This is a genomic window from Variovorax sp. KK3 (assembly GCF_001984055.1).
Lineage (GTDB): Bacteria > Pseudomonadota > Gammaproteobacteria > Burkholderiales > Burkholderiaceae_C > Variovorax.
The window spans coordinates 22,734-45,870 of sequence record NZ_LYVO01000012.1 but is presented as its reverse complement, the minus strand read 5'-3'; the positions used below and the strand labels follow the sequence as shown (position 1 = coordinate 45,870).

The 23,137-nt window shown below is 63.5% G+C and carries 24 protein-coding genes; 7 read left to right on the top strand and 17 right to left on the bottom strand.

Going from position 1 to position 23,137, the window contains the following annotated elements; genetic code table 11:
• Positions 1-66: 66 nt before the first annotated feature.
• On the bottom strand, positions 67-1,104 hold the full coding sequence (gene gmd / locus B0W80_RS08265) for a GDP-mannose 4,6-dehydratase (RefSeq protein ID WP_076998646.1): 1,038 nt from the start codon (positions 1,102-1,104) through the stop codon (positions 67-69).
• A 128-nt stretch (positions 1,105-1,232) separates the two neighbouring features.
• The gene (locus tag B0W80_RS08260) at positions 1,233-2,087 is read right to left on the bottom strand and encodes a methyltransferase domain-containing protein (RefSeq protein WP_143684528.1); all 855 of its coding nucleotides are present in this window, start codon (positions 2,085-2,087) and stop codon (positions 1,233-1,235) included.
• A gap of 280 nt (positions 2,088-2,367) precedes the next feature.
• Between B0W80_RS08260 and B0W80_RS08255 the strand changes: the two genes are divergently transcribed.
• The 7 genes from B0W80_RS08255 to B0W80_RS08225 are packed head-to-tail and all read left to right on the top strand — an operon-like array spanning position 2,368 to position 9,220.
• Positions 2,368-3,366: an NAD-dependent 4,6-dehydratase LegB gene (locus B0W80_RS08255; RefSeq protein ID WP_076998644.1), complete on the top strand. Its 999-nt coding sequence runs from the start codon at positions 2,368-2,370 to the stop codon at positions 3,364-3,366.
• An 18-nt stretch (positions 3,367-3,384) separates the two neighbouring features.
• A complete protein-coding gene (locus B0W80_RS08250) occupies positions 3,385-4,098 on the top strand; it encodes a sugar phosphate nucleotidyltransferase (protein ID WP_076998643.1) in 714 nt (237 codons plus the stop codon).
• The gene (locus tag B0W80_RS08245; RefSeq protein ID WP_076998642.1) at positions 4,095-4,943 is read left to right on the top strand and encodes an NAD(P)-dependent oxidoreductase; all 849 of its coding nucleotides are present in this window, start codon (positions 4,095-4,097) and stop codon (positions 4,941-4,943) included. The genes B0W80_RS08250 and B0W80_RS08245 overlap by 4 nt, the downstream gene beginning before the upstream one ends.
• Position 4,944: 1 nt before the next feature.
• Positions 4,945-5,889: a glycosyltransferase family 2 protein gene (locus B0W80_RS08240; protein WP_076998641.1), complete on the top strand. Its 945-nt coding sequence runs from the start codon at positions 4,945-4,947 to the stop codon at positions 5,887-5,889.
• Positions 5,882-6,565, top strand: coding sequence for a trans-aconitate 2-methyltransferase (locus B0W80_RS08235; protein WP_076998640.1), 684 nt, complete (start codon positions 5,882-5,884; stop codon positions 6,563-6,565). Before B0W80_RS08240 ends, B0W80_RS08235 begins: the two co-directional genes overlap by 8 nt.
• Positions 6,562-6,942 (top strand): GtrA family protein, encoded by a 381-nt coding sequence (locus B0W80_RS08230; RefSeq protein WP_076998639.1) that lies wholly within the window; start codon positions 6,562-6,564, stop codon positions 6,940-6,942. Before B0W80_RS08235 ends, B0W80_RS08230 begins: the two co-directional genes overlap by 4 nt.
• Positions 6,914-9,220, top strand: a complete 2,307-nt coding sequence (locus B0W80_RS08225) for a YfhO family protein (protein ID WP_076998638.1) — start codon at positions 6,914-6,916, stop codon at positions 9,218-9,220. The genes B0W80_RS08230 and B0W80_RS08225 overlap by 29 nt, the downstream gene beginning before the upstream one ends.
• Positions 9,221-9,223: 3 nt before the next feature.
• On the opposite strand, the gene rffA is transcribed toward B0W80_RS08225, so the two are convergent.
• From rffA to B0W80_RS08150, 15 genes are read right to left on the bottom strand one after another with little or no spacing between them, the layout of a single operon-like run.
• Positions 9,224-10,372, bottom strand: a complete 1,149-nt coding sequence (gene rffA, locus B0W80_RS08220) for a dTDP-4-amino-4,6-dideoxygalactose transaminase (protein ID WP_076998637.1) — start codon at positions 10,370-10,372, stop codon at positions 9,224-9,226.
• Positions 10,373-10,411: 39 nt separating this feature from the next.
• Positions 10,412-12,487, bottom strand: a complete 2,076-nt coding sequence (locus B0W80_RS08215) for a hypothetical protein (protein ID WP_143684527.1) — start codon at positions 12,485-12,487, stop codon at positions 10,412-10,414.
• Positions 12,478-13,539 (bottom strand): acyltransferase, encoded by a 1,062-nt coding sequence (locus tag B0W80_RS08210; RefSeq protein ID WP_076998635.1) that lies wholly within the window; start codon positions 13,537-13,539, stop codon positions 12,478-12,480. Before B0W80_RS08210 ends, B0W80_RS08215 begins: the two co-directional genes overlap by 10 nt.
• 57 nt (positions 13,540-13,596) lie before the next feature.
• Positions 13,597-14,469: a bifunctional 2-polyprenyl-6-hydroxyphenol methylase/3-demethylubiquinol 3-O-methyltransferase UbiG gene (locus B0W80_RS08205; RefSeq protein ID WP_083745251.1), complete on the bottom strand. Its 873-nt coding sequence runs from the start codon at positions 14,467-14,469 to the stop codon at positions 13,597-13,599.
• A gap of 7 nt (positions 14,470-14,476) precedes the next feature.
• Entirely contained in the window at positions 14,477-14,884 is a 408-nt protein-coding gene (locus B0W80_RS08200; RefSeq protein WP_076998634.1) for a GtrA family protein, read from the bottom strand.
• A 4-nt stretch (positions 14,885-14,888) separates the two neighbouring features.
• Complete coding sequence (locus B0W80_RS08195) at positions 14,889-16,445, bottom strand: AMP-binding protein (protein ID WP_076998633.1); 1,557 nt, start codon at positions 16,443-16,445, stop codon at positions 14,889-14,891.
• Positions 16,446-16,460: 15 nt separating this feature from the next.
• On the bottom strand, positions 16,461-17,249 hold the full coding sequence (locus B0W80_RS08190) for a GNAT family N-acetyltransferase (RefSeq protein WP_076998632.1): 789 nt from the start codon (positions 17,247-17,249) through the stop codon (positions 16,461-16,463).
• Between the two features lies 1 nt (position 17,250).
• On the bottom strand, positions 17,251-17,991 hold the full coding sequence (locus B0W80_RS08185; RefSeq protein ID WP_076998631.1) for an SDR family NAD(P)-dependent oxidoreductase: 741 nt from the start codon (positions 17,989-17,991) through the stop codon (positions 17,251-17,253).
• Positions 17,981-18,220 carry an acyl carrier protein gene (locus tag B0W80_RS08180; RefSeq protein ID WP_076998630.1) on the bottom strand — a complete coding sequence of 80 codons (240 nt, stop codon included), beginning with the start codon at positions 18,218-18,220 and terminating at the stop codon, positions 17,981-17,983. The genes B0W80_RS08185 and B0W80_RS08180 overlap by 11 nt, the downstream gene beginning before the upstream one ends.
• A gap of 1 nt (position 18,221) precedes the next feature.
• Positions 18,222-18,893 carry an acetyltransferase gene (locus B0W80_RS08175; protein WP_076998629.1) on the bottom strand — a complete coding sequence of 224 codons (672 nt, stop codon included), beginning with the start codon at positions 18,891-18,893 and terminating at the stop codon, positions 18,222-18,224.
• Positions 18,890-19,846 (bottom strand): hypothetical protein, encoded by a 957-nt coding sequence (locus B0W80_RS08170; protein ID WP_083745250.1) that lies wholly within the window; start codon positions 19,844-19,846, stop codon positions 18,890-18,892. Before B0W80_RS08170 ends, B0W80_RS08175 begins: the two co-directional genes overlap by 4 nt.
• Before the next feature lie 7 nt (positions 19,847-19,853).
• The gene (locus B0W80_RS08165; RefSeq protein WP_083745249.1) at positions 19,854-20,831 is read right to left on the bottom strand and encodes a class I SAM-dependent methyltransferase; all 978 of its coding nucleotides are present in this window, start codon (positions 20,829-20,831) and stop codon (positions 19,854-19,856) included.
• Positions 20,828-21,532 (bottom strand): class I SAM-dependent methyltransferase, encoded by a 705-nt coding sequence (locus tag B0W80_RS08160; protein ID WP_083745248.1) that lies wholly within the window; start codon positions 21,530-21,532, stop codon positions 20,828-20,830. Before B0W80_RS08160 ends, B0W80_RS08165 begins: the two co-directional genes overlap by 4 nt.
• Entirely contained in the window at positions 21,507-22,442 is a 936-nt protein-coding gene (locus tag B0W80_RS08155; RefSeq protein ID WP_076998626.1) for a glycosyltransferase family 2 protein, read from the bottom strand. The genes B0W80_RS08160 and B0W80_RS08155 overlap by 26 nt, the downstream gene beginning before the upstream one ends.
• Complete coding sequence (locus tag B0W80_RS08150) at positions 22,439-23,134, bottom strand: WbqC family protein (RefSeq protein ID WP_076998625.1); 696 nt, start codon at positions 23,132-23,134, stop codon at positions 22,439-22,441. The genes B0W80_RS08155 and B0W80_RS08150 overlap by 4 nt, the downstream gene beginning before the upstream one ends.
• Positions 23,135-23,137 lie beyond the last annotated feature (3 nt).

Here is a 23,137-nt window from a genome sequence, read left to right as displayed (position 1 = left end):
GGCACGTGCACGGTTGTCTCGAGTCCTCAACGCCCTCCCCGCGAACGAAGGGTTCGCGGCGTGCGCTCAGAACGAATGGCCTGCCTTGTTTCGGCGCAGATCGGCTTCGACCATCATCGAACAGAGCTGCTCGAGCGTCGTCTTGGGTTCCCAGCCAAGCTTCTCGCGCGCGCGCGCCGGATCTCCGATCAGCAGGTCGACCTCGGCGGGCCGATAGAACTTGGGATTGACCCGGACCAGCGTCTTGCCCGTCTGCGTGTCGATGCCCACTTCGTCTTGCTCACTGCCCTCGAATCGGAGTTCGATGCCGGCGGCCTTGAAGGCGAGGTCGACGAAGTGGCGCACCGTTTCCGTCCGGTTGGTGGCCAGAACGAAGGTGTCGGGCTCGTCGGCCTGCAGCATCCGCCACATGCCTTCGACGTACTCGCGCGCAAACCCCCAATCCCGCTTCGCACCGAGGTTGCCGAGTTCCAGCACCTGGAGCTTTCCGAGCTTGATCTTGGCGACCGCATCCGTGATCTTGCGCGTGACGAACTCGCGTCCGCGAAGCGGGCTCTCGTGATTGAAGAGAATGCCGCTGCAGCCGAAGATGTCGTAGCTCTCGCGGTAGTTGATCGTCATCCAGTGGGCGAACAACTTCGCTACACCGTAGGGGCTCCTGGGATAGAACGGTGTGTTCTCGTCCTGGGGAATGGCCTGCACCTTGCCGAACATTTCCGAGGTCGACGCCTGGTAGAAGCGAATGCCGCGGTTGACCAGTCGAATGGCTTCGAGCAGATGCAGCGCGCCCATGCCGGTGATCTGTGCGGTCGCGTCGGGTTGATTGAAACTGACGCCCACGAAACTTTGTGCAGCGAGGTTGTACACCTCGTCGGGCTTGGCCTCTTTGATCAGGGTGAGGGAACTGCCCAGGTCGGTCAGGTCGTGTTCGACGAGCCTGAGGTCGGGGTTATCTTGAATCCCGAGTTCCTCGATGCGCCAGAAATTGACCGAGCTCGTCCGCCGGAATGTGCCATACACCACATAGTTCTTGCTCAGGAGAAGTTCAGCCAGATAGGCCCCGTCCTGGCCAGTGATGCCGGTGACGACTGCATGCTTCTTCATTGAAAAACAGGATAAATGTTGCGACTCATGGGCCCGGATTGTGCCGCACGTCAATTTTTGCGCTGCCGACCGACAGCGCGGTGGGGCGAAGCCCGATGGGCTCGCCGCCCTTCGCCGGACGGCAGCGCCTACGGCCTGACGGCTTCGAACACCAGCGAGTGCGCGCCGATCACGCCGTGCCAAGGCAAGAGCAAATTCACCGCTGTGGGCGCGAATCCGATGCGGGCCAGCTCGACCAGCATTTCCAGTCCGAAGATGGTCCAGACCAGGATGCCTGCCTCCGGATTGACCGGATCGCCGTGATAGAGCTTTTCGGCAAGGTAGACGACTTCGCCATTCACGAGGTCGGCCCGCCGATCGTCGAGCGGGGCCGCGCTGTCGAAAGGCACCGTGAAGATGTGCCGGCCGCCCCGCCGCAGAACCCGAAAGATCTCGCGATGGGCTCGGTAGGGGTCCGGCATGTGTTCGAGCACGTCGCTGGACAGCACGATATCCAGAGACTGGTCCGCGAACGACATGTTCTGCAGGTCCTCGTGCCGGCAGCCCCGGACGGTTTCGCCCGATCGGTACTCGGCACCGAAGTATTCCGAGCACACGTAGCCCGGATTCGTGGAAAGCACCCTGTGCACGGCTCCCGTCGACTCGGTGTTGTAGACGGCAAGACCGGGCGGAATGGCCAACGGGGCGCCTGCAGGCCCTCCGATGCGCGCGCGCAGCACGTGCGCCATCTGCCTTTGCCGATTGAAGGAGCCGCATCCCGAGCAAAAGCCCGACTCGCGCAGGTTGTCCGTGAAGCGATCGAAGCGGGCCTGCTGCCCGCACACAGGGCATGTTCCATTCAGAACGATCGTTGCCGGATCGGCGGCACCGTCGGGCACAGGATGCGCAAAAAATGGAAACGCAGTGACAGAGGCTCCGGATGGACGAGGAGTCGCCACCCCGGCGGACTTCCTTGCGAACACCCTCGAGATCAGCTGATTCATGGAATGAGCCCTTGTCGGTGCGGCAAGTCTATCGAAAGGTCGAGTCTTGAAAGTTCGGGTTTTGCCGACTCCGCACTTGACTCGGAGGCCCCCCACGGGGGGCCGCCTCGAATCCACTAAAATTCGCCGCTTCCGTCCCCACCCGCTCCCCAGCAAGCGCCCGACCAGCCAGCCCTGCCGGGCGGCGTCCGGCGAGGTCACTGCCTTCATTTCGCCATCGCGCGCCGCCGTCCCTCGAAGGCCGCGGCCAGTCCTTCACTTTTTGACATCGATCCGAACCATGCGCCTCCAAGGAAAAAAAGTACTCGTCACCGGCGCGGATGGATTCATCGGCAGCCATCTCGTCGAAGCCTTGATCGCGCACGGCTGCGACGTTCGTGCTTTCGTCTACTACAACTCGTTCAACAGCTGGGGCTGGCTCGACACGCTGCCGCAATCGGTGGTGCGCGGGCTCGACGTGTTTCCGGGCGACATTCGCGACCCCAACGGCGTGCTCGAGGCGATGAAGGGGTGCGACGTGGTGTTCCACCTCGCAGCGCTCATCGCCATTCCGTTCTCCTATCACTCGCCGGACTCCTACGTCGACACCAACATCAAGGGCACGCTCAATGTCCTGCAGGCCGCCAAGCGCCTGGGGGTCGAACGATGCCTGGTGACCTCCACCTCGGAGGTCTACGGCACAGCCCAGTACGCGCCGATCGACGAGAAGCACCCCTTCCAAGGCCAGTCGCCCTACAGCGCGACGAAGATCGGTGCGGATCGTCTGGCCGAGTCCTTTTTCCGCTCCTTCGAGACACCCGTCGTCATCGTCCGGCCCTTCAATACCTACGGCCCGCGGCAGTCGGCACGTGCCGTGATTCCGACGATCATCACCCAGCTGCTGCTGGGCGAGAAGGAACTGCACCTGGGCAGCCTCACGCCGACGCGCGACTTCAACTTCGTCAAGGACACGGCCCAGGGCTTCATCGCGCTGGCCGAAGCCGACGCCACCATCGGCAAAGAGATCAACATCGCCACCGGCACCGAGCACTCCGTCGGCAAGGTCGCAGAAACCTTGATCGCCGAGCTCAACCCCGAGGCCCGCATCGTCACCGATGACCAACGCCTGCGGCCCGAAGCGTCCGAAGTGTTCCGCCTGATGGGCGACAACACCTTGATCACCTCGCTGACACCCTGGCGCCCGAAGTTCGATCTCGAAAGCGGGCTGCGCGACACGATCCAATGGTTCAAGGAACCCGAGAACCTGTCGCGCTACAAGGCCTGGCTCTACAACGTCTGAAACCGGAAACGTCCACCCATGCGCGCTGTGATTCTCGCGGGCGGCAAGGGCACTCGCCTGCGCCCCTACACCACCCTCATCCCGAAACCGCTGGTCCCGCTCGGCGGCAAGTATTCGATCCTCGAAATCATCATCATGCAGCTGAAGAAGGCTGGCTTCACCCACATCACGCTCGCGGTGAACCATCTCTCACAGCTGATCATGGCCTACTTCGGCGACGGGTCCCGGCTGGGCGTCAAGCTCGACTACTCGCTCGAAGACGGCGAACTCAGCACCATCGGCCCGCTGACCTTGATCGACGACCTGCCGCAGAACTTTCTCGTGATGAACGGCGACATTCTCTGCGATCTCGACTACCGCAAGTTCTTCGAAGCCCATGTCGAGGCCAAGAGCCAGATCTCGGTGTCGTCGTACCGCCGGCAGGTCAAGATCGATTTCGGCGTGCTGGAGCATGACGACAACGGCAGCCTCACGGCGTTCAGGGAAAAGCCCGCCTTCGATTTCGAGGTGAGCATGGGCATCTACTGCATCCAGCGTTCGGTGATCGACAACCTGCAGAAGGGCGCCAAGTACGGCTTCGACAACCTGATGCTCGATGGCCTGAAGAACAATCAACGCATCGACATCCGGCCCTTCGGCGGCTACTGGCTCGACATCGGGCGGCCCGACGACTACGAGTACGCGGACGAGAACTTCGAGGAGCTGTCCGCCAAGCTGGGCATCGGCGAATGACGAGAGTCCTGCTGACGGGCTCGAACGGCGCCTTGGGCCGCGCGCTGCGATTGCGCCTGGAGTCCGAAGGCGGTTTCGAGATCGCGTCGGCGGGCAGGCAGGAGGCAGACCACTCGCTCGAGCTCAACGATCCGTCGGCATTCGACAAGCTGTTGGCGCAGGCACGACCGCGGTGGGTCTTCCATCTCGCCGCCACCTTCTCCAACGATTTCGAAGAGGCTCTCGCGATCAACGTGGAGGCCACGCGCCACCTGCTGGAGGCCGTCAAGCGAGCAGGTTCGCCGATCCGGGTCGTGCTGGTCGGCTCGGCAGCCGAGTACGGCGCAGTCAGGCCGGACGAAAACCCCATTCGCGAAGACCACGCGCTCGCGCCGGTCTCGGTCTACGGCCTCAGCAAGGCCTGGCAAAGTCAACTGGCTAGCCTTTACGCGAGTTCGGGCGTCGACGTGCTGGTGGCGCGTCTGTTCAACCTGCACGCGGCGAACGCATCGGAACGCCTCTTCGTGGGCCGCGTGCAGAAGCAGATCGGCGAGGTCCGGGCTGGCGAGCGCACCGCGCTCGAACTCGGCCCTCTGGCCGCAACCCGCGACTACGTGAGCGCGGAGCAGGCCGCCGAGCAACTGCACGCCATCGCCGCCTTCGGGCAGGCCGGCGAGGTCTACCACGTCGCCAGCGGCAAGCCCGTCACCATGCGCGAACTGCTCCGCTCCATGCTGGCCTCCAGCGGCCTCGAAGACATCCCCGTGCATGAAGCCGCCGCCCTCAGCAATCGCCCCGGCGTGGATGTGCCGGTGGTCTACGCAGACATCACGAAGACGCAGCGCCTGCTGCAGCGAAGAAATTAACGTGCCGACCATCAATCTCACCGTCCTGACACCGGTCTTCAACGAGGAGCAGGTGATCGGGCACTTCCACCAACGAACGAAGGCGGTGCTCGACGGCCTGCAGGACGTCGATGCCACCATCGTCTACGTGGTCGACCGCTGCACGGACAACACGCTGGCCGTGCTGCGCGAGATCGTCGCATCCGACCCGCGCGCCCGCGTCATCGCGCTGTCCGCCCGCTTCGGGCATCAGATGTCCTTGCTGGCCGGCATCGAGTATTCGGTCGACGCGGACGCCATCATCATGATGGACAGCGACCTGCAGCACCCGCCGGAACTCATCCCCGAACTGCTCGCCAAGTTTCGCGCCGGCAACGACGTGGTCTACACCATACGGCGGGACACCGAGGATGCCGGCTACCTGCGCAAGAAGGCCGGCAACGCGTTCTATTACGCGCTGGGCAAGATCTCGCAGGTGCCCATCAATCCGAATGCAGCCGACTTCCGGCTCATCTCGAACCGGGTGGCGCGCGCGCTCGCAGGCGGATTTCGCGAGCGCAACATGTTCCTGCGCGGGCTGTTCTCGTGGATCGGCTTCAACCAGACCGGCGTCGAATACGTCGCCGAGAAACGCTTCGCCGGCCACTCGAAGTATTCGTTGTCGCGCATGATGAAGCTGGCGATGGCCGGCATCCTCTCGTTCAGCACCAAGCCGCTTCAGCTGGGCATCTTTCTCGGGGCCTCGTTCGCCATGCTGGCGTTCGTCTTGATCGCCGGCTCCATCGTCAGGTACTTCTTCGTGCAGACGGTGCCGAACGGGTGGACGACGCTGGTGGTGCTGTCGCTGCTGTTCAGCGGCATCCAGCTCATCGTGCTGGGCATCATGGGCGCCTACGTCGGGGGCATCTACGAAGAGGTCAAGGGCCGGCCGCACTACATCGTTGAAGAGGTGATCAAACATGAGTAACAAGGTCGACTTCGACAACTACACCGACAACTACAACGAGCTGCTGCGCGAAAGCACCGGCTTCTTCTCCGCGGACGAAGCGTACTTCGCCCGCTACAAGGTCGAGCTGGTGAAACGCTTGTCGCGCCGGGCACCGGCGCGCATCCTGGAATACGGCTGCGGCATCGGTCGCAACATTCCCTTTCTGCGCGATGCGTTCCCGGGCGCGCACATCGAAGGCTCCGACATCTCCGGCGCCAGCCTCGACATCGCGCGCACCGAGAACCCCGGCACCCATTTTTTTCTGGAGCGCGACGACACGCCCAACGGCGAACCTGTCGACCTGATCTTCGTGGCCGGCGTGTTCCACCACATTCCGGTGGCGGAGCGGGCCCGCGTCACGGCCACGCTGTTCCAGCGGCTTTCGCCGGGCGGGGAGCTGTTCGTCTTCGAGCACAACCCCTACAACCCGGTGACGCGTCGCATCGTCGACAACTGTCCCTATGACGAAGACGCCGTGCTGCTGAAGCCGGCCGAACTCAAGTCGCTCTACGAAGGTGCGGCACTCGAGGTCGAAGAGTCGGGCTATTGCCTGTTCGTGCCGCCGAAGCTGTCGGCCTTGACCTGGATGGAAAACGTGCTCGGGTGGCTTCCGCTGGGCGGGCAGTACTGGGTGCGCGGCCGCCGGCGGGCATGAGCCAGTTTCTCAGGTTCCTGACCGTCGGTGTCTTCAACACGGTCTTCGGCTACTGCATCATCTTCGCGTGCATGTACCTCGCCGGTCTGTCGGCCGAGGTCAGCAACGTCATCGGCTACGCGGTCGGGCTCACCACCTCCTACCTGCTCAACCGTAACTTCACCTTTCGCAGCAAGCAAAGCCGGCGGGGTGAAGTCGTCCGCTTCGTCATCGTCTTCGCCATCGCGTACATGGCAAACTTCCTGGCGCTGCTGCTGCTCATCCGGCAGATCGGCGTGCATGAAGGCCTGAGCCAGATCCTCGCAGGCGCCGTGTACGTGCTGGCCTCCTATGCGATGAACAAGCTCTATGTCTTCCGGAACGCCGACGCAGGCTGAGAGCGCGCGCCGCTCGCCGGCCGCCACCGCGGCCACGCTGGCGGTGCTGCTGTTGCTGTGGGCCGTCTTCCTGCGCAACGGCATGGACGGCCAGCACTCCTTCGCGCTGGACATGGACAACGAGTTCTTCATCGGCGCGGTGCTGTCGTCGATGTCCAACGCACTGGCGCACGGCATCTGGCCGCTGCGCATGGACACGGTCATGGGCGGCCTGCCGCTCTACAACTCTCCGCAGTTGTCGCCGCTGTATCCCTTCTACTTCGCGTCGCTGCCGATCTTCCGCACACCGGCCGAGGTGGTGCATTCGATGCACTGGATCACCCTGGCGCATGTGCTGCTGCTCCAGGTCAACACCTATGTGTTCATGCGGGCCATCGGTGCATCGCGCATCGGCGCCGTGCTCGGCGCGGCACTCTTCGCCTTCAGCGCGAACAGCAATACCTATGCGGCGTGGCTGAACATCACCGCGCCCTATGCCTGGTTCCCGCTCTATCTCGCCGGGCTGGTCGGCATGTTCCGGCACCCGGGCCGCGTGCGCGACCCGGCCATCGCGCTGGTCGCGATCGTCTTGCTGACCTTCGCCTCGCCGGCCCAACCCCTGATCCACGCCGTGGTGGTGTCCGCGGTTTTCGTGGTGGCGTATTGGACGAGCCATGGCCTGGCGCAGGGATGGCAGCACACGCGGCGACCGCTGGCGACGCTCGTCGCCGTCGGCGTGATCGCCGTGCTCATCGTCTCGCCGGCGTTGATTCCGGCAGCGGCCGAGTTCAAGGACATGATCCGCTGGATCGGCGATTTCCCGCCGGTGGTCGGCAATGCGCCGATCCCCTTCGAAGCCTTCCAGGTCGACCAACTGTCGGTGCCGCGCCTGACCGGCATCTTTTTCCGCCAGGTCGGCGCCGCGGTGGGGAGCCCTTACGTGGGGGTCATCGGCCTGGCGCTGGCCGCTGCAGCCGCCGTCTCGACCCTTCGATCGTGGATCACCCGTGCGCTGGTCTTCATCGCCATCTACGCCATCGTTTCATCGACCGGCATCAACCTGGGTCTTGCCTACGTGAACTACGTGGTGCCCATGCTCAACAAGATCCGGGAGCCCAGCCGCTTCCTGGTGTTGTTCCAGTTCGCCATCGCCGCACTGGCGGCCCTGGGCATCGACCAGTTGCGGCGCATGGTCGCTTCGCCCCGATCCGTCGATGACGATGCGGCGCGGCGCATCGTCATCGCCATGCTGTTCGTGGCAGCCGTCGGCCTGGCCGTGATGCTCGGGAGTGATGCGCAGGTCATCGGAGCGGCGCCGCCCTGGGTCTACGTGCTGGCGCTCGTCGCGCTGATCGGGTTGACCGTCGCCTGGCGCCGCCACCCGTCGCGCTACGCCGATTCGATCGTCGGCGTCGTGTGGGCGGCGGCCGCCCTGACCTTCCTGGCCACCGACGTTCGCTGGCAGCCCGCTCCGATCACCGCCAGCAAGTACGACACGGGCGGCGGCCGCGAACTCGACAAGGTTTTCGATCGCATCGTCGAACTCGATCCACAACGCCAGTACCGCGTCGTCTTCGATGGCAAGGTCGACAAGCAGATGGCTTCGATGCTTGCGTCGTACAAGCGGATTCGTTCGCTCAACGCGTATTTCAATCCGGCACCGCACCGGCAGTTCGAAGCGCTGTACTACCACGGGCAGCGGTCGCCGAACTACTTTCAGGCCCTCGGTGCGCGCTATCTCGTTTGCGAGCCCTGCACGGCCGAGGCCGTTCGCGGTTACACCATGGTCGAGCGCATCGGTCGCCTGTTCCTCTACGAAGCGCCGCAGGCCTTGCCTCACAGCCGGTTGCTGACGCACGTCGACGGCCGATATTCCGACATCGCCGACTTCGGCACCAAGGCCGCGTCCGCCGATCTGTCGAAAGGCCTGCTCTATGTTCAAGCGGCTGATGCGGCGCCTGAACTCCCGCAGAGCCGGGCCGATTGCGCGAGTCGGGAACGGCGTCGATCGGTAGTCCGCATGCGCATGGAAACGCGCTGCGACGATCCCGGCGTCTTGGTCATCAACGACTTCTACGATTCATCCTGGCGGCCATCGGTCGACGGCAAGCCGGTGCCCTTGCTGCGCGTCAACGGCACCCAGATGGCCGTCGCGGTTCCGGCGGGCAGCCATGTGATCGACCTTCGCTACCGGCCGGCCTCGTTCTTTCTTTCGGTGCCTGTCGCGGGCCTGGGTGTCCTGCTGGCCATCGCGGGCGGCTTGTTCCTGTGGCGGCGAGGACGGAAGACTCGACGCTGAGTCTCAGCGCTGCGCACGGGTTGCTTCGTGCAGCGCCTCGACCACCGTGTCCTGTTGAGCCTCGGTCAGCCCGAACCACAGCGGGAGGCGCACCAGCCGTTCGGACTGCGAGACCGTGACGCCCAGTTCGCCGTGCGCCCGTGCGTAGCGCAGGCCCGCCGGCGAGTTGTGAAGCGGCACGTAATGGAACACCGACGAAATGCCGGCGGATTTGAGGCGGTCCAGCACCTTGTCCCGTTCGATCTCGGCGGCCAGCACGACGTAGTACATGTGCGCGTTGTGGCTGCATCCTTCGGGTATCACGGGCCGCCTCAGCACCCCGTCTTTTTCGAGCGCCTCGAGCATCACGTGATAGCGGTTCCATGCGGCCAGCCGTGTCTGCGTGATGCCGTCCGATTCCTCCAACTGCGCCCACAGAAAGGCGGCGATGAGTTCGCCCGGCAGGAATGACGAGCCGACCTCCTGCCAGGTGTACTTGTCGACCTCGCCCCTGAAGAAGCGGCTGCGATCGGTTCCCTTCTCGCGGATGATCTCCGCCCGAAGCTTGAGCGCCGGCTCGTTGACCAGCAGCGCGCCGCCCTCGCCGGAGATCACGTTCTTGGTTTCGTGAAAACTGTAGGCGCCGAGTTGCCCGATGCTGCCGAGGGCACGCCCCTTGTAGCTGGCCATCACGCCCTGCGCCGCATCCTCCACCACCATCAGGCCATGGCGTTCGGCGATGGCCATGATCGTGTCCATCTCACAGGCCACCCCGGCGTAGTGAACCACCGCGATGCCGCGCGTCCGCGGTGTGATCGCCGCCTCGATCAGCGACTCGTCGAGGTTCAGCGTGTCGCTGCGGATGTCGACGAACACCGGCACCCCGCCACGCAGCACGAAGGCGTTGGCCGTCGACACGAAGGTATAGGACGGCATGATGATCTCGTCACCAGGCTGGATGTCCATCAGCAGCGCGATCATCTCGAGTGCCGCGGTGCATGAATGCGTCAGCAGCGCCTTGCTGCAGCCGGTGCGGTCCTCGATCCAGCGGTGACAACGCGCGGTGAAGGGGCCATCGCCCGCGAGGCGGCCGTTGAAATGGGCCTCTGCGATGTAGTACAGCTCCTTGCCCGTCATGTGGGGCCAGTTGAAGGGAATGCGGTCGTTGATCATGTGGTACCTCGGAGGGCCTGCAAATGAATGAAGGCGCCTTCAGCAACCTGCAATTCGTCGCGGTGCCGCGGGAAGCGGCCCGGCATCGTGGATCACCATTTTTCCATGTGCGAAGGCTGCGCTGTTCAACTGCGGATCCCAAGGCGGACGGTGATCCACGGTGGACAGGTACCAGCGAATGTCGTTCGCCCGCATCGCATCGCGGGCCCGTGCCCAATCTGGCTGGGCGGCGACCGTGGCGAGTACCTTCAATCTGCTCTGGACCGTCTGCTGCACGCAACTGGCCATCAGCATCCGGAGGTCCGACCGCGAAAGGTAGGCGGGCAAGCCTGTGAGCGAGATCGTGTCGACGATCTGGTGGCTTTGCCCCGCCGCTTCACTGGCCTCCATGGCCATCACGTCGCCAGGCTGCGCGTGCGACCGCAGGTAGCTTGCCGCTTCGAGCAGGCCGGGCAGGACCCGCCGGTCATGAAAGTCCCCTCCCCAGGGCATCGAAACCACATCGGGTGCAGCAGGATTGGAGCGCCAACTGAACAGCGCCACCCACAAGATCAGTAGGACCGCAGAACCTTCGATCCAGCGCTGCGCCGTGCGGGGATCGGCGCAGCCGGCAATCACTGAGCGGCACGCGAATGCAATGGTGTAGATCGTGAAGACGATGTACAGAAGCGGAAAGTGCCGATGCTTGTATTCGGTGAAGTCACCGTTGCGCGCACTCGGCGCCAACAAGATCAACGCAAGAAAAGTGACCAGGACCAGCAGAGGCAACAGCCGATCGGCGTCGCTTGAGTGTTCTTCACGCCGTGCCGCGAACATGGCCACGGGAAATGCAACGATGTACAACCCGAGCACCGCAGCGACCACGATCACGGACTTGGCAGCAATGCCAGGCAGAAAAGGCAGCGAGCCCAGACCGATGGGATTGCCATAGAAGAGCGTGTACTTGTTGGAGAAGTCGAGATAGGTCGCCGGGTTGCAGCACTGCATGAACAAGTTGCGCGGCGCGTCGGCGATGGCGAGCGCGGCACCGAACAAGAGCAATGCGACGGCTGCGATGAACACCAGCAGCCTGAGGCGCAACCCGGTGTACCGGAGCAAGGCGAGCGTCGCGATCGGCGGCGCCAGCAACAGAAACATGTGGGCTCTGATGAGCACGATCGAGGCGAGCAGCGCCAAGGCAACAAGCAGCGTACGCGTGTCGCCCGTCCGGACGTAGCGGGACGCTGCAACGCACACCAGCAGCGACACCCCGATCGCATAGCCAGCGCCGGGCGAGGTGAACAGCATCCAGTCGAAGTCCAGCCAGCCGGATTGAAGGAACGCCCGCCACGCCGGCACCGCGATCACCAAGGCCATCGTCAACAGGCCGACGCGCCGGCCTGCCAGTTCGGTCGCAAGCGCATAACCGCCGATGACCGCCATCAGCACCCCCATCGGCATCAATACCGCGGTCGACAAGGCGAGCGGCGTGTAGTCGCCGACGGCCTGAAAGGCGGCCGGAATCACGAAGGGCGCGTAGTGATAGAAGCCGCGCGAGGCGCCGGCCAATTCCATGTCACCACCGATGCTGAACGGGCCACCGAAAGAGGCGATGGTCACGGCGTGGAGAAAGTAGTCGCTCCAGATCGGCAACACGCCGGTCCGCGCGAGTGTCAACGCGCTCGCTGTCGGCTCCCAAGCCCACACCAGCACGAGCAGTACGAGAACCGCTGTGATGCCGGCGTCGCGCAAGTCTCCGCCGGCCACCGGTCCGCGGCGGCTGCGGAGGATTGCGATCGGTGGCAGCAGCACCGCAGCAGCGACAGCCAGTCCCCGGAGAGCAGGGAGTTCGAACGCCCAGACCAGGCCGAGCGTGAGCAGCGACACCAGCGCGAACCCGGCGACGAATGCTGCCGGCAATCGCGCACGCAGAGCGTCGAGCTTGCCGACCGTCAGCAGCGCGCTGCCTGCCTGCGTAAAGAGCACAACGACACCCAGCGCCAGCGCCACCGCCCCGAACGAGGGCACGCCGGCGCCACGCCACAGCGCAGCGATCACGAACGCGGCGATGGCGAGTTGGAACAACAAGGCACCGACGCCAGGGCCTCGCAGACGACCGATCATCTTCAACCCCATGGACGCCACTTCCCGTTCAACCGATGAATCCTGTCTCGCAGCCGCATGGCAGGCTTCTCGACCAGGTGCCACGACAACATTGCCAGCGGGAGGGTCGCGAGGAAACACAGAAGTACATAGAAATGCAGCCGCCGGGTCGGGCCTGCCTGCGCAATGGCCTGCTGGATCGGAAACGCATAGATGTAGAGACCGTAGGAATAGTCGACGCGCCGGAGTGCCGGCAACTGCAGCTTGTCGTGATAGGCGATCACCATGACCCAGTAGGCGATGCAGAACTGCACGGCGACGAAGCGGTAATAGTCAGCCTTGACCAAGAGTACCGTGAGGAAGAGCAACGCCAACCCCCAGCGAAACGAAACGACAACCTGTTCTCGGTTCACGAACAACATCACGCCGAGCATGAAGCAGAACATGACGCCGTCGACATTGATGTCACCACCGCCAAGCCACCAGGTCCCGGTCTTCTGCAGATGAAGCGCCAGTGCCAACGCGCATGCCAGGTTGCCCACGGCACGCGTCGTGAATCCGCCCAGAACGCCGACGCCCAGAAGAATCAGATAAAGCGCGAACTCCTTGGGCAGCGTCCACAATGAACCGTTCACGACGTCGGGAAAGGCATTGCCTTCGAAGACACCCGGCAGGGACCAGCGCAGATCCAGCATCAGGTTGCGCACGAAATAGTCGAGCGTGCGCGGATCGGCAAGGAAGTCTTTGGCAGGCAACCGCGTCATCGCCGCGCCGAGCGCCACCGTGAACAGCAACGCCACGGCGAGCGCGGGAAATATTCGCAGCATCCGGGCCGATAGAAACTCGACCCAGTTCGGGTTGCGCACGAAGCTCTGGCATACCAGGAAGCCGCTGATCACGAAAAAAATCTGCACGCCCACTTGACCGGCGCTGATCACGCGGAAGTGCGTCTGAAAGAAATCGGGTGTGGGTCGAGGCCCCAGCAACACATACGAGTGGCCGAAGATGACCAGAGACGCGCCGAGCAACCTGAGCAGATTGAAATTGTTGTTGCGGTCGATGCAACACTCACTGAGACGCTTCATGCGGCTTGGCTCATCTGCAGGCCACAGCGCGCCGATCGCCAATGCGCCCCGAACTCATCAAGAAGAGCCCTTTTGGAGGACCACGAGCCGCGACCCGCCCAGGGGCAACGAAACGCCGGCCTTGATCGTGAGATGCTCGAGCCGCATGCAGGCCGTCAGCGCCGCATCAAGCGCGGCGCCGTGCTGCAACGATTCACTGCCGCCCGACTTGCCGGCCCGGCGGGCAGCCACACGCGAAGCCATCATCAAAGGCAACAGCAGCGTGACGAAAGAGGTGCTCCTGACAATTCGGAATCCTGCCGCCGTCACCTTGTCATGCAACTCCCGCGCCGTGTATCGCCGTTGATGGCAGGCCTCTTCATCGACAGGACTCCACAGCCACGGATGCTGCGGAACCGTGAGCAGGCATCCTCCACCGGGCTTGATGGCCTGGTGGAAGTTGCGAAGCACCAGTTCGTCTTCGACGATGTGCTCGATGACGTCGAAGGCCGCGACGATGTCGAACTCTTCCCGGTACGGCAGCTTGCGCGCATCCATCTGCTGCAGTTCGACGGCGGGCAGGCGCTGTGCGGCGAAGGCGAGCCCTGCCGTGTAGATCTCGCTGCCTGCAATGCGGGCGGTGGGAAACGCTTGCGAAATGCCGGTGAGCACGAAGCCTGTTCCGCAACCGACCTCGAGCAACGATTGAAACCGTGGAAAGTACTTGCGCAACGCCCACAGGATGACGGCGTTGCGCGAACGAAACCAGAAGTTTCCCGCTTCGACGCGAGCCAGCCCTTCGAAGCTTCCTTCGGGAAAGCCTTCGTTGCTGCGGGCCAGCTCCGGCGCCCAGGCCAGAAAGCCATCGAGCCTTTCGGGAGCGAAGCCGCAGACAGCGCAGCCCTGGGCAGGCAGAAGATGGGGTGCGCCACAGGCAGGACAAAGGATCATGAGCAGCTCAGGACACCGCCGGCCGGTTGGGAAAGACGAAGTAGCGGAAGAGGAGGTAGAGGATACCCGCCACCACGACGATGGCCGCGGCCTGCACCGCCTGGTGCGGGTAGCCGAGCCGGTCCGACAGCACGTACAGCATGCCGACATTGACGCCGTAGCCGATGACATGCGCGATGGCATAGCGAAGCAGCCCGTGCGAGGTGCGCCCGCTGTACGCGAACGAATACCGTGCATGGCCGAAGTACGCCGTCACCGCGCCGATGGGATACATCAGCGTCACCGCGACCTTGGGATCGAGCCAAAGCCAGGTGACCAACAGGTAGATCAGGTACCCGAGCAGGTTGTTGAGCACGCCGACCACACCATAGCGGACGACTTGTCGCACCGTCGCGATCAAGTCCGATTTCGTCATGGCGTCATGGGTTCTGAAGCTCGCGCAGTCGGTGCCGGTCGACCTTGCCATTGGCATTGGTGGGCAACTTCGGCATGACGATGAGCCGGGCCGGCACCATGTAGTCGGGCACGACCTGGGCCAGTGCCTGAAGCAGCGCCTTGCCGTCGACCTCGCTGGTGCAGGCCACGAATGCGATCAGTTTTCCGTAGGCGGACTGAGCGCGTTGATAGACCACCGCGGCCTGGTCCACTTCGGGCAGGCCGATCAACGCATTCTCGATTTCCTCGAGTTCGATGCGGTAGCCCATGTGCTTGATCTGGTTGTCCTTTCGCCCGACGAAGTGGAGCATGCCGTCCACCTCACGCACCAGGTCGCCGGTGCGGTACATGCGCTTCATGAACCGATCAGGCTCGGTCAGCGTGTGAAAGGCCGCAGCCGTGCGCTCCAGGTCGTTGAAATAGCCGGCCGCCACGTTCGGGCCGATCAGGCACAGCTCACCTTCGAGTGCATCGCGATCGTTCTCGTCGAGGATCCGATGGTCGAAGTTCGGGTTCAGACGTCCCAGGGTGGGCAGGCCGTCGAGCACCTCGAAATCCGAAGGACCGAGCGTGTGGCCGCTGCAGATGCACGTGCATTCGGTCGGGCCATACACGTTGACCAGCGAGGCCTGGCCCAGGAAGCGGTCGTACAGCTTCTTGAGTTCCACCTTCGGATAGCCTTCACCCCCGAACACGATGGTTCGCAGGTCCGACAGGGCTCCCGGTGCGATCGCCTTCACGGCCATGAGGTACATGAGCGCCGAGGGCACGGAGAACCAGATGCTGCAAGCCCGGGCACTGACGTACGGCACCAGTTCGTAGGGCTTGGCGAGCAGGCTCCGGTGAATCGGGCTGAGCGAGGCGCCGCAGAACAGGCCGACGTAGAAATCGAACACCGAGTTGTCGAAATACATCGGGCTCAGGTTGGCGAAGTTGTCCTGCTCCGTGATGCCGAAGCGCTCTGCCCCCCAGGCGATCAGGTGCAGCACGTTCTGATGCGTCACGGCCACGCCCTTGGGCACGCCGGTCGAGCCCGAGGTGAACATGATGTAGGCGATGGTCGACCCGTCCACCACGCGCGACCGCTCGCGCTGTGCCTCACGGGCCGCCGCACTCGGTGTCGGCAGCAGGCCATGGTCCAACTGCAAGAGTTCGCAGCCCTGCATCCGGGCGAGTTCCGCCATGCCTGCCGCGTATTCCACGCTGTCGAAGAACAGCAACTTGGGGGCGCTGACTTCGAGGATTCTTCCGGTGCGCGCTACGGGCGATGCGACGTCGATCGTGACGTAGGCAACGCCCAGCCGAATCGCGGCCAGCATGAGCGCATAAGACAGGGGATGCTTGTCGTGCCCGATGGCGATCACGTCGCCGCGTTGCAGCCCCTTGGACATCAGCAGGGAGGCCAGCGAATCGATCCAGCCGCCCAACTCGCGATAGGCGTGCGCTTCGGCGGCGTAGCGCAGCGCAGGGCGATCCGCGCGCGTGCTCAGCACGTCATCGAACATCAAGGCCAGGTTGTGATGATGCAGGGTCGCGGACATGCCGGCTCGCAGAAGCTATCGATTGATGGTGAAGAAGGGATACGGCTCGCCCAGCGCAACAAAGCCTGTGGACCGGCAGAGCGCCATCGATGCATCGTTGTTGGTGAAGCAATCCCAAAGCGGCACCAAAGCACTCGCGAAGCAGCGTCGATTGAATGCACGCACCACCGAACGGCCCAACCCGAGGTGGCGGTAGTCCGGCAGGGTGACGACGTCGATCTCCGCTTTGCCATCGGCCACCGCCGCGGCATAGCAAAGCGCGGCTGGTTGGCCATCGACCAATGCGAGCACGGCATGGGCATGCATCGCAAAATCGTCCGGCGTGCGCCAGAACCGGCCGACCACGTGGAATGCTTGTTCGATCGAATCGACGTGACCAGCGTCAGCCGACACGAGCTCCACGCCTTTGGTCGCTGCCCCCGCGGCCTCGGCAAGGTCATCCGCCGCCGATGGCGCGCCCCACTGAAAGTGTTGGCGCCACGAGCGCAGACCATCATGCTCGCCTGACTGCAGGAATGCAGGGCAATGCGGCGTGTAGAGCCGCACCTTGGCGCAGGCGAAAGCTTTCTCGACCAGCCAGTACCGGTGCAATGACTCCTCGAAGGCCGGGACGCTCGTGCCGAATACCTGCGCAAAGCCGAACGCATGCTCGACGTAGAACTGGGTGGGGTTCTCTGCGCGGTCGGCGTAGACCACGCCTGCCTGCGTGCCATCGAGCACCGCCCCGATCAACGGGAAGTAGGACCCGTGGCGGCGATAGAGCGCGTGCGCGCCCGACTGAGGCAGCGGCGGAAGCTGGAACATGTCAGATCGTCAAGCCGCCGTTGACGTCCAGCACGGTGCCGTTGATGAAGTCGTTCTCGACCAGGGCGATCACTGCCTGTGCCACCTCGTCGGCCTCCCCGAGGCGGCGCAGCGGCGTGTTCGACTGGATGTGCTTGAGCACGGCCTCGTTCAAAGCCTGCCGCGTGGAGTCGGTGCCGATGAAGCCCGGCGCCACGGCGTTCGAGCGGATTCCCCACCGGCCGAGTTCCTTGGCCCAGGTCACCGTCATCGCGTTGACGCCTGCCTTGGCCGCGGAATAAGCCGTCTGTCCTTCATTGCCTTGTGCGCTGATGGAACTGATGTTGACGATCGCGCCCTTGGTGCGGCGCTTGACCATGTGTTCGACCACCGCGGCAGTGACGATGAAGACCGAATCGAGATTGACGGTGAGCGAGGCGCGGAAGCGGCCATAGTCATGCATCATCCCGGCCGGGTTCATGAGGTTGACGAAGGGCTCGCTGAAGATGACGCCGGCGTTGTTGACCAGGATGTCGAGGCGGCTGTGGCGTTCGACCACGCCAGCCACCGCGGCCTTGACCTGCACGGGATCGGTGACGTCCATGCTCACGCCTTCCAGCCCTTCAGGCAACAAAGCCAGCGCATCGGCATTGCGGTCGGCCACCACGACGATGGCCCCTTCGTCCGCCAGGCGGCGTGCGATAGCCAGGCCCAGGCCCTGCGCTCCGCCGGTCACGAGCGCCACGGCGCCATCAATTTTCAAGGTCGACTCCCTTGTCTTTCAGCACCGACACGATGCCTGCGACCGAGGTCATGCGCAGGATGTCGGGGATGTCCAACGCCAAGTCGAACTCTCGTTCCAAAGACATCACCAGGTCCATCTGCTTGAGCGAGTCCCAGGTGCCCACGTCGTCCTTCTGCAGGCCAGGATGGATCTCGGCCGCGCGAAGTCCGAAAACCTCCGCCAGGACTTCTGCGAGCTTCTTGTTCATGTCAAATCCCGAAATGCTTGACGTAGTCTTCCGACGAATACCGGAAGGGTTCGGCGGAGCGGGCCAGGTGGACCGTATGCGGCTTGGTGTCGCGCGAGATCATCGCGCCGGCGCCGACGATGTTGAATTCGCCGACCGTGACCGCGTTGACCACCGTGCTGCTCACACCCAGAAAACTGTGGTGCTCGACTCGCGCCTGCCCCGAGATCACACTGCCTGCCGCGACCCAGCAATGGTCTCCCACGCTGCTGTGATGGGCCACCGTCACATTGCTCCACACCATGGTGTTGCAGCCGACGCGCGCATGCGGCTCGACCACGGCGCCGGGCAGCACGATGCTGCCCTCGCCCACCGGGTGGTCTGTGTACACCCGCGCATCGGGATGGATGTACGTCTCGACGCCATAGCCCATGGCCTTCAAGCGTTCGAACATCCCTTCGCGCGTACGGTTCAGGTCGTCGTAGCCCATGGCCATGATGACGCGGTGCGTCGCGGGCGAGAACGCCTCGGCCAAAGCCGACACGCCGACCGTGCGAAAGCCGTCGACGCCGCCTTTCGAAACGAACGCGTCGTCGACGGTGAGGCCGACCACCTCGTAGCGGGCGTCCCGCCGCAGGTAAGTGCTCAGGATCTCGGCGGTGATCGCATTGCCCGCCAGCACGATTTTTGTCATGGGGTGTCCTCCATCACGGCCAGGCCGAAACCGGTCTTGCCGTAGCCATTGCCGTTGTAGAGCATGTACATGCGGCCCTGGTGCTCGAACACGCAGGGGTAGCAGATCATCTCGCTGTCCCAGCCCGAAGCGGAGACATCGATGCCCGACAGCGCGTCGTCGCGCTGCCACTGACGTCCGTCGGTCGACCAAGCGAAGCCGATCCGGTATGTGTCGGTCGTCTTCGTGGCGCGGTGGGCGTACCACATGAAGTAGGTTCCTTCACGGTAGATCACGCTGGGCCGGCCGAACGCATATTCGTACTCGTCCTTGAAGGGCAAGCACATGCCCGGCTCGCAGGTCCAGTCGACGCCATTCCTCGAATGCGCGTAGTGGATGCCGTAGTGGTGTTTCCAGCCCTCGGCCGTCCTGGTCCAACTGATGCCCGAGTTGTACCAGGTCTGCCAGAGATCGCCTGATACGTGAAAGGCGGTCGCTGCCGCGAAAAGCGGGTTGTTCTTGTCGCGCCCCAGCACCGGCCCGGCGAACTCGCGGGTCAACGTCATTGCGCGCGCATCGAGAATCGCGCGCCCGGTGTCGCAGATCCACAGGCCCTCGGGAAGAACCTGCCAGCCCACGTAGTACAGATAGATGGCACCCCCGTGCTTCACCAGGCACACGCTGATCGCGCCATCGCAGTCGAAGTGGCACGGCTCGCCGGGGTAGAGCGCGAGTTTCGGCGTTCCCTGCAGTTCGACCCGGCCACCCGACACGATGGCATTGCACAGGAAGACATGCGAACGCTGGCGTGCGTCCCGGCGCGTGAAGGCAACCACGTAGCGGTCACCCTCGATGTGGACCGCACAAGGATGCGATCCGTGCGAGAACCCATCGCTCGGCGGTGTGAACAGCAAGCCCTTCTTGCGCCACGGAAACGGCTGCTGATCCGCCACGACGGATTTGAGCGGTCTCATGACAGGTTCAATCCTTGGCCAGCGACGCGCGAAGCGCCGATTCGAGGAAGGCGACCCGGCTCATGCCGCGCTTCTGCGCTTCCTGGTAAACGCGGTCACGCAAGACGGGGTCGACGCCTTCCATCCGCCCGAAATAGCGGCTGCGGATCGTGCCCCCCCTCGTGCCCACATGGGGCACGTCGATGTCGACGGACAGTTCCTCGGTGCTGGCCTGAAACTCGATGACGTAGAAGCAGTTGCTCAACTCCCAACTGAGCTTGGCCGCGCGGGCCGTGGCCGGCAGCGCCGAGAGCGGCGCACTGCGGGCATAGAGCGCGTTGTTGGTGACCAGCATGCGCCCCAGTTCGGTGTCGACCAGCCATGGTGCCAATCCCTCGTCGCCGATGACGACGTTGCCGCCCTGCTTGACCACGCGGTTCATTTCCGCGATCCCCTGGGGAATGTCCGGGAACAGATTGATGCCACCGAAGTGATATGCCGCGTCGAAGAAACCATCGGCGAACGGCAGATGAGACGCGTCGCTCGCCGAGAAATGGAGGCTCACGCCGGAGCCTGCCAGCTCGGTCCGGTAGCGAGCGACACCAGCCAGCAGCATCTCCTTGGCGATGTCTTGCGCATAGATATCGCCCGCGCCATCGAGGGCGCGTACCAGGTAAGGCAAGTCGTTTCCCGCACCTGCACCGGTCACCAATATGCGCTGGCCCTTCTTCAAGCCGATTCGCGCGACCAGTCGCTCACGCAGACCTTGCTCGTCGGCATGGAACGTCGCAAACACCCAGCGCAGCGCGTTGTCATGGACCTCGGCGGCGTTTGCCTGGGCATATTCGTTCGCCCCTTCAGGCTCGCTGGCGAACACCGGAACGTCGGTGCCGGGCTCGAACGGAAACTGGTGGCCATTCGGGCAATTCAGTCCAGCGGCGTCCTGCTCCAGCGGGGCGTGGTCGCAGCCGGACTCAGGGCAGCAGTAAGTGGATCGAAGATTCATGATGCTTCTCTTTTCTGGCACACGACCCAGAACACGCGTTCGGAGACACCGTAGTAATCGTTGTCCGCAAAGCCGAATGAAAAATGCTCGAACCAGGGCGAGAGGTACGTCTCGATCTGGTCTTTGGTGGAAAACGCGTGCAGGCGGTAGCCGTCGCGGTTGCCATAGGGATCGGACTGGATACGCAGTGACCCGTCTTCCAGGGCGAGCGCGTCCTTGAAGATGTACGAGGCCCGGCTGGCCACCGAAGCGACGAGCCAGGCTCCGGGCTTCATCACCCGGGCGTACTCCGCCATGTTGTCGGCAAAGCTTTCGCCTTCATCGCAGTAGTAGCAGCAGTGACAGGCCAGCAGGTAATCGAAGTGGCCATCGTCGAAAGGAATCTTGCTGTTGCGGCCCACGCGCAAGTCGGCCTGGTGTCCCAGCTTGCCCAGCCGCTCATGGGTCTGCCGGACGATGCCGTCGGTGATCTCGATGCCGCTCACGTCGAAACCCTGGTCGCAAAGAAAGACGGTGTTGCGACCATCGCCGAATGCAATGTCGAGCACGCGATCACCGGGCTTCGGCTTGCGGAAGTTCAGACCTGGATAGCTGGCCAGAAAGGTGCGGACCACGAACTCCGTGGGGTAGACCCGCAATCCGGCACGCTTCGCGTAGAACTGCTCGTAGCTGCCGTCAATGGAGGGAGGAGGATTGGCCATGGATGTCTCTGACGATGGTGGAGGGCCGCTGCTTGGTCTCGGTGAAGATCTTGGACAAATAGATGCCGATCACGCCCACGAACGAAATGATCATGCCGCCGAGCAGCCAGATGGACACCATCACCGAGGTCCACCCGTCCATCGGGGTCGACAGCACGAGCTTGAAGAAGACAAGGTAGGCGGCGTACAGCAGCGCGCCCGCAAAGATGATCAACCCCGTGTAAAAGATCATTCGCAGCGGCGCCTCGCTGAACGAAGTGATGGCATTGGTGGCATGCGCGATCTTCTTGGGAAGGCTGTACGTGGTGTCGCTGCCATGCAGCTTCTTCACTGTGCGCGCGCACTGCTTGAAGCCAGCGATGACCCAGAGGCACGAGATCACCATCTCCCGCTCGCGGAACTGCAACAGTGCGTCGACGTAGCGGCGCGACATCAGCCTCGCGGTGACGATGTTGCGTGGATGGTCGATATGGGCGAGGTAGTTGAACACCGTGTAGTACAGCTCGCCGCTCCAGCGCTCGAACCAATTGCCTTTGCGGGCTTCCTGCACGCCGTACACAACGTCCGCGGACTCGGCCACCATTGTTGCAGCGAAGTCCTGGAGCCATTCGGGCGACTCTTCCAGGTCGCTGTCGATCAGGAAGATGCGTTCGCCGCGCGCCTGGGTGAGTCCGGCCACCATCGCCTTGTGATGCCCGAAGTTGCGCGACAAGTCGACCACGATCACATGCGGGTCGACACGTGTCAGTTCGATCGCCATGTCGAGGCTGCCGTCGGGCGAGCCGTCGTTCACAAGCACGATCTCGTAGTCGTCGCCCGCGAACTGCTGCGCTGCCTGGCTGGCGCGCGCGTGAAACTCCCGCAGGTGCACCGCGGATCGGTAAAGCGTTGCGACAACGGACAGCTTCATGGCCGGACGTGCTTCATGTAACGATGGGACTCGGGGCCGCAGTTGAACAGCAGGTCGAGAATGGTCACGCCGTGCGTGAATTCCCCCCAAAGCTGCGGGTACTCGGGATAGCCTGCGTAGTCGAACCAGCCCACTCGCACGCCCATGTCCGCGAAGACCTTTTCATCGAGGTAGTCCCTGGCGGACGGGCCCGAGATGTACTCCTGGGCCTGAGCCTGGCGGCACAAATGAGCCAAGCGCTCTGTCTTGCCCTCCGCCATGGCATATGAAGCGCTGTCGCTGATGACGGTGTCCACCCCCAGGTAGGCGCAGATGGCAACGAGCGTCGCACGGTTCAGTTCCGACAGATGGGTGAAGCGCCCTTCGGCATAGAGCGGTTCGAGCCAGCTTGCGATCGCATCGAAATGCGGCGCCCGACGGTAGTTCTGGACCAGGGCCTTCCAATGCCTGGACGCCCAATCCGTTCCGTCGATCTCTGTGTCCCGGATGCTCTGGTGGTACTTCCCCTTGACCATGACCGGCACGCTCAGCCATTGCGGGCCTTGCGGCGTCTTGATCTGATTGCGGTTGCGCCAATCTCGCCGCGTGTATTGCATGTCGTCGTAGAGCACGAATTCGTCGACGCGTGCGATCAGATCGAAGTACCCTTTCCAAGGGATGTAGTTGGACTGGACGATGGCGATGGATTTCATTGC

Excerpts from the sequence above, each read along its gene's own strand:
- B0W80_RS08175 (WP_076998629.1), bottom strand. The coding sequence starts at position 18,893 with ATGACAAAAATCGTGCTGGCGGGCAATGCGATCACCGCCGAGATCCTG.
- B0W80_RS08255 (WP_076998644.1), top strand. The coding sequence starts at position 2,368 with ATGCGCCTCCAAGGAAAAAAAGTACTCGTCACCGGCGCGGATGGATTC.
- rffA (WP_076998637.1), bottom strand. The coding sequence starts at position 10,372 with ATGATCAACGACCGCATTCCCTTCAACTGGCCCCACATGACGGGCAAG.
- B0W80_RS08210 (WP_076998635.1), bottom strand. The coding sequence starts at position 13,539 with ATGAAGCGTCTCAGTGAGTGTTGCATCGACCGCAACAACAATTTCAAT.
- B0W80_RS08235 (WP_076998640.1), top strand. The coding sequence starts at position 5,882 with ATGAGTAACAAGGTCGACTTCGACAACTACACCGACAACTACAACGAG.
- B0W80_RS08180 (WP_076998630.1), bottom strand. The coding sequence starts at position 18,220 with ATGAACAAGAAGCTCGCAGAAGTCCTGGCGGAGGTTTTCGGACTTCGC.
- B0W80_RS08245 (WP_076998642.1), top strand. The coding sequence starts at position 4,095 with ATGACGAGAGTCCTGCTGACGGGCTCGAACGGCGCCTTGGGCCGCGCG.
- B0W80_RS08155 (WP_076998626.1), bottom strand. The coding sequence starts at position 22,442 with ATGAAGCTGTCCGTTGTCGCAACGCTTTACCGATCCGCGGTGCACCTG.
- B0W80_RS08230 (WP_076998639.1), top strand. The coding sequence starts at position 6,562 with ATGAGCCAGTTTCTCAGGTTCCTGACCGTCGGTGTCTTCAACACGGTC.
- B0W80_RS08150 (WP_076998625.1), bottom strand. The coding sequence starts at position 23,134 with ATGAAATCCATCGCCATCGTCCAGTCCAACTACATCCCTTGGAAAGGG.
- B0W80_RS08225 (WP_076998638.1), top strand. The coding sequence starts at position 6,914 with ATGTCTTCCGGAACGCCGACGCAGGCTGAGAGCGCGCGCCGCTCGCCG.
- B0W80_RS08205 (WP_083745251.1), bottom strand. The coding sequence starts at position 14,469 with ATGATCCTTTGTCCTGCCTGTGGCGCACCCCATCTTCTGCCTGCCCAG.
- B0W80_RS08215 (WP_143684527.1), bottom strand. The coding sequence starts at position 12,487 with ATGGGGTTGAAGATGATCGGTCGTCTGCGAGGCCCTGGCGTCGGTGCC.
- B0W80_RS08250 (WP_076998643.1), top strand. The coding sequence starts at position 3,385 with ATGCGCGCTGTGATTCTCGCGGGCGGCAAGGGCACTCGCCTGCGCCCC.
- B0W80_RS08190 (WP_076998632.1), bottom strand. The coding sequence starts at position 17,249 with ATGTTCCAGCTTCCGCCGCTGCCTCAGTCGGGCGCGCACGCGCTCTAT.
- B0W80_RS08260 (WP_143684528.1), bottom strand. The coding sequence starts at position 2,087 with ATGAATCAGCTGATCTCGAGGGTGTTCGCAAGGAAGTCCGCCGGGGTG.
- B0W80_RS08170 (WP_083745250.1), bottom strand. The coding sequence starts at position 19,846 with ATGAGACCGCTCAAATCCGTCGTGGCGGATCAGCAGCCGTTTCCGTGG.
- B0W80_RS08195 (WP_076998633.1), bottom strand. The coding sequence starts at position 16,445 with ATGTCCGCGACCCTGCATCATCACAACCTGGCCTTGATGTTCGATGAC.
- gmd (WP_076998646.1), bottom strand. The coding sequence starts at position 1,104 with ATGAAGAAGCATGCAGTCGTCACCGGCATCACTGGCCAGGACGGGGCC.
- B0W80_RS08165 (WP_083745249.1), bottom strand. The coding sequence starts at position 20,831 with ATGAATCTTCGATCCACTTACTGCTGCCCTGAGTCCGGCTGCGACCAC.
- B0W80_RS08200 (WP_076998634.1), bottom strand. The coding sequence starts at position 14,884 with ATGACGAAATCGGACTTGATCGCGACGGTGCGACAAGTCGTCCGCTAT.
- B0W80_RS08160 (WP_083745248.1), bottom strand. The coding sequence starts at position 21,532 with ATGGCCAATCCTCCTCCCTCCATTGACGGCAGCTACGAGCAGTTCTAC.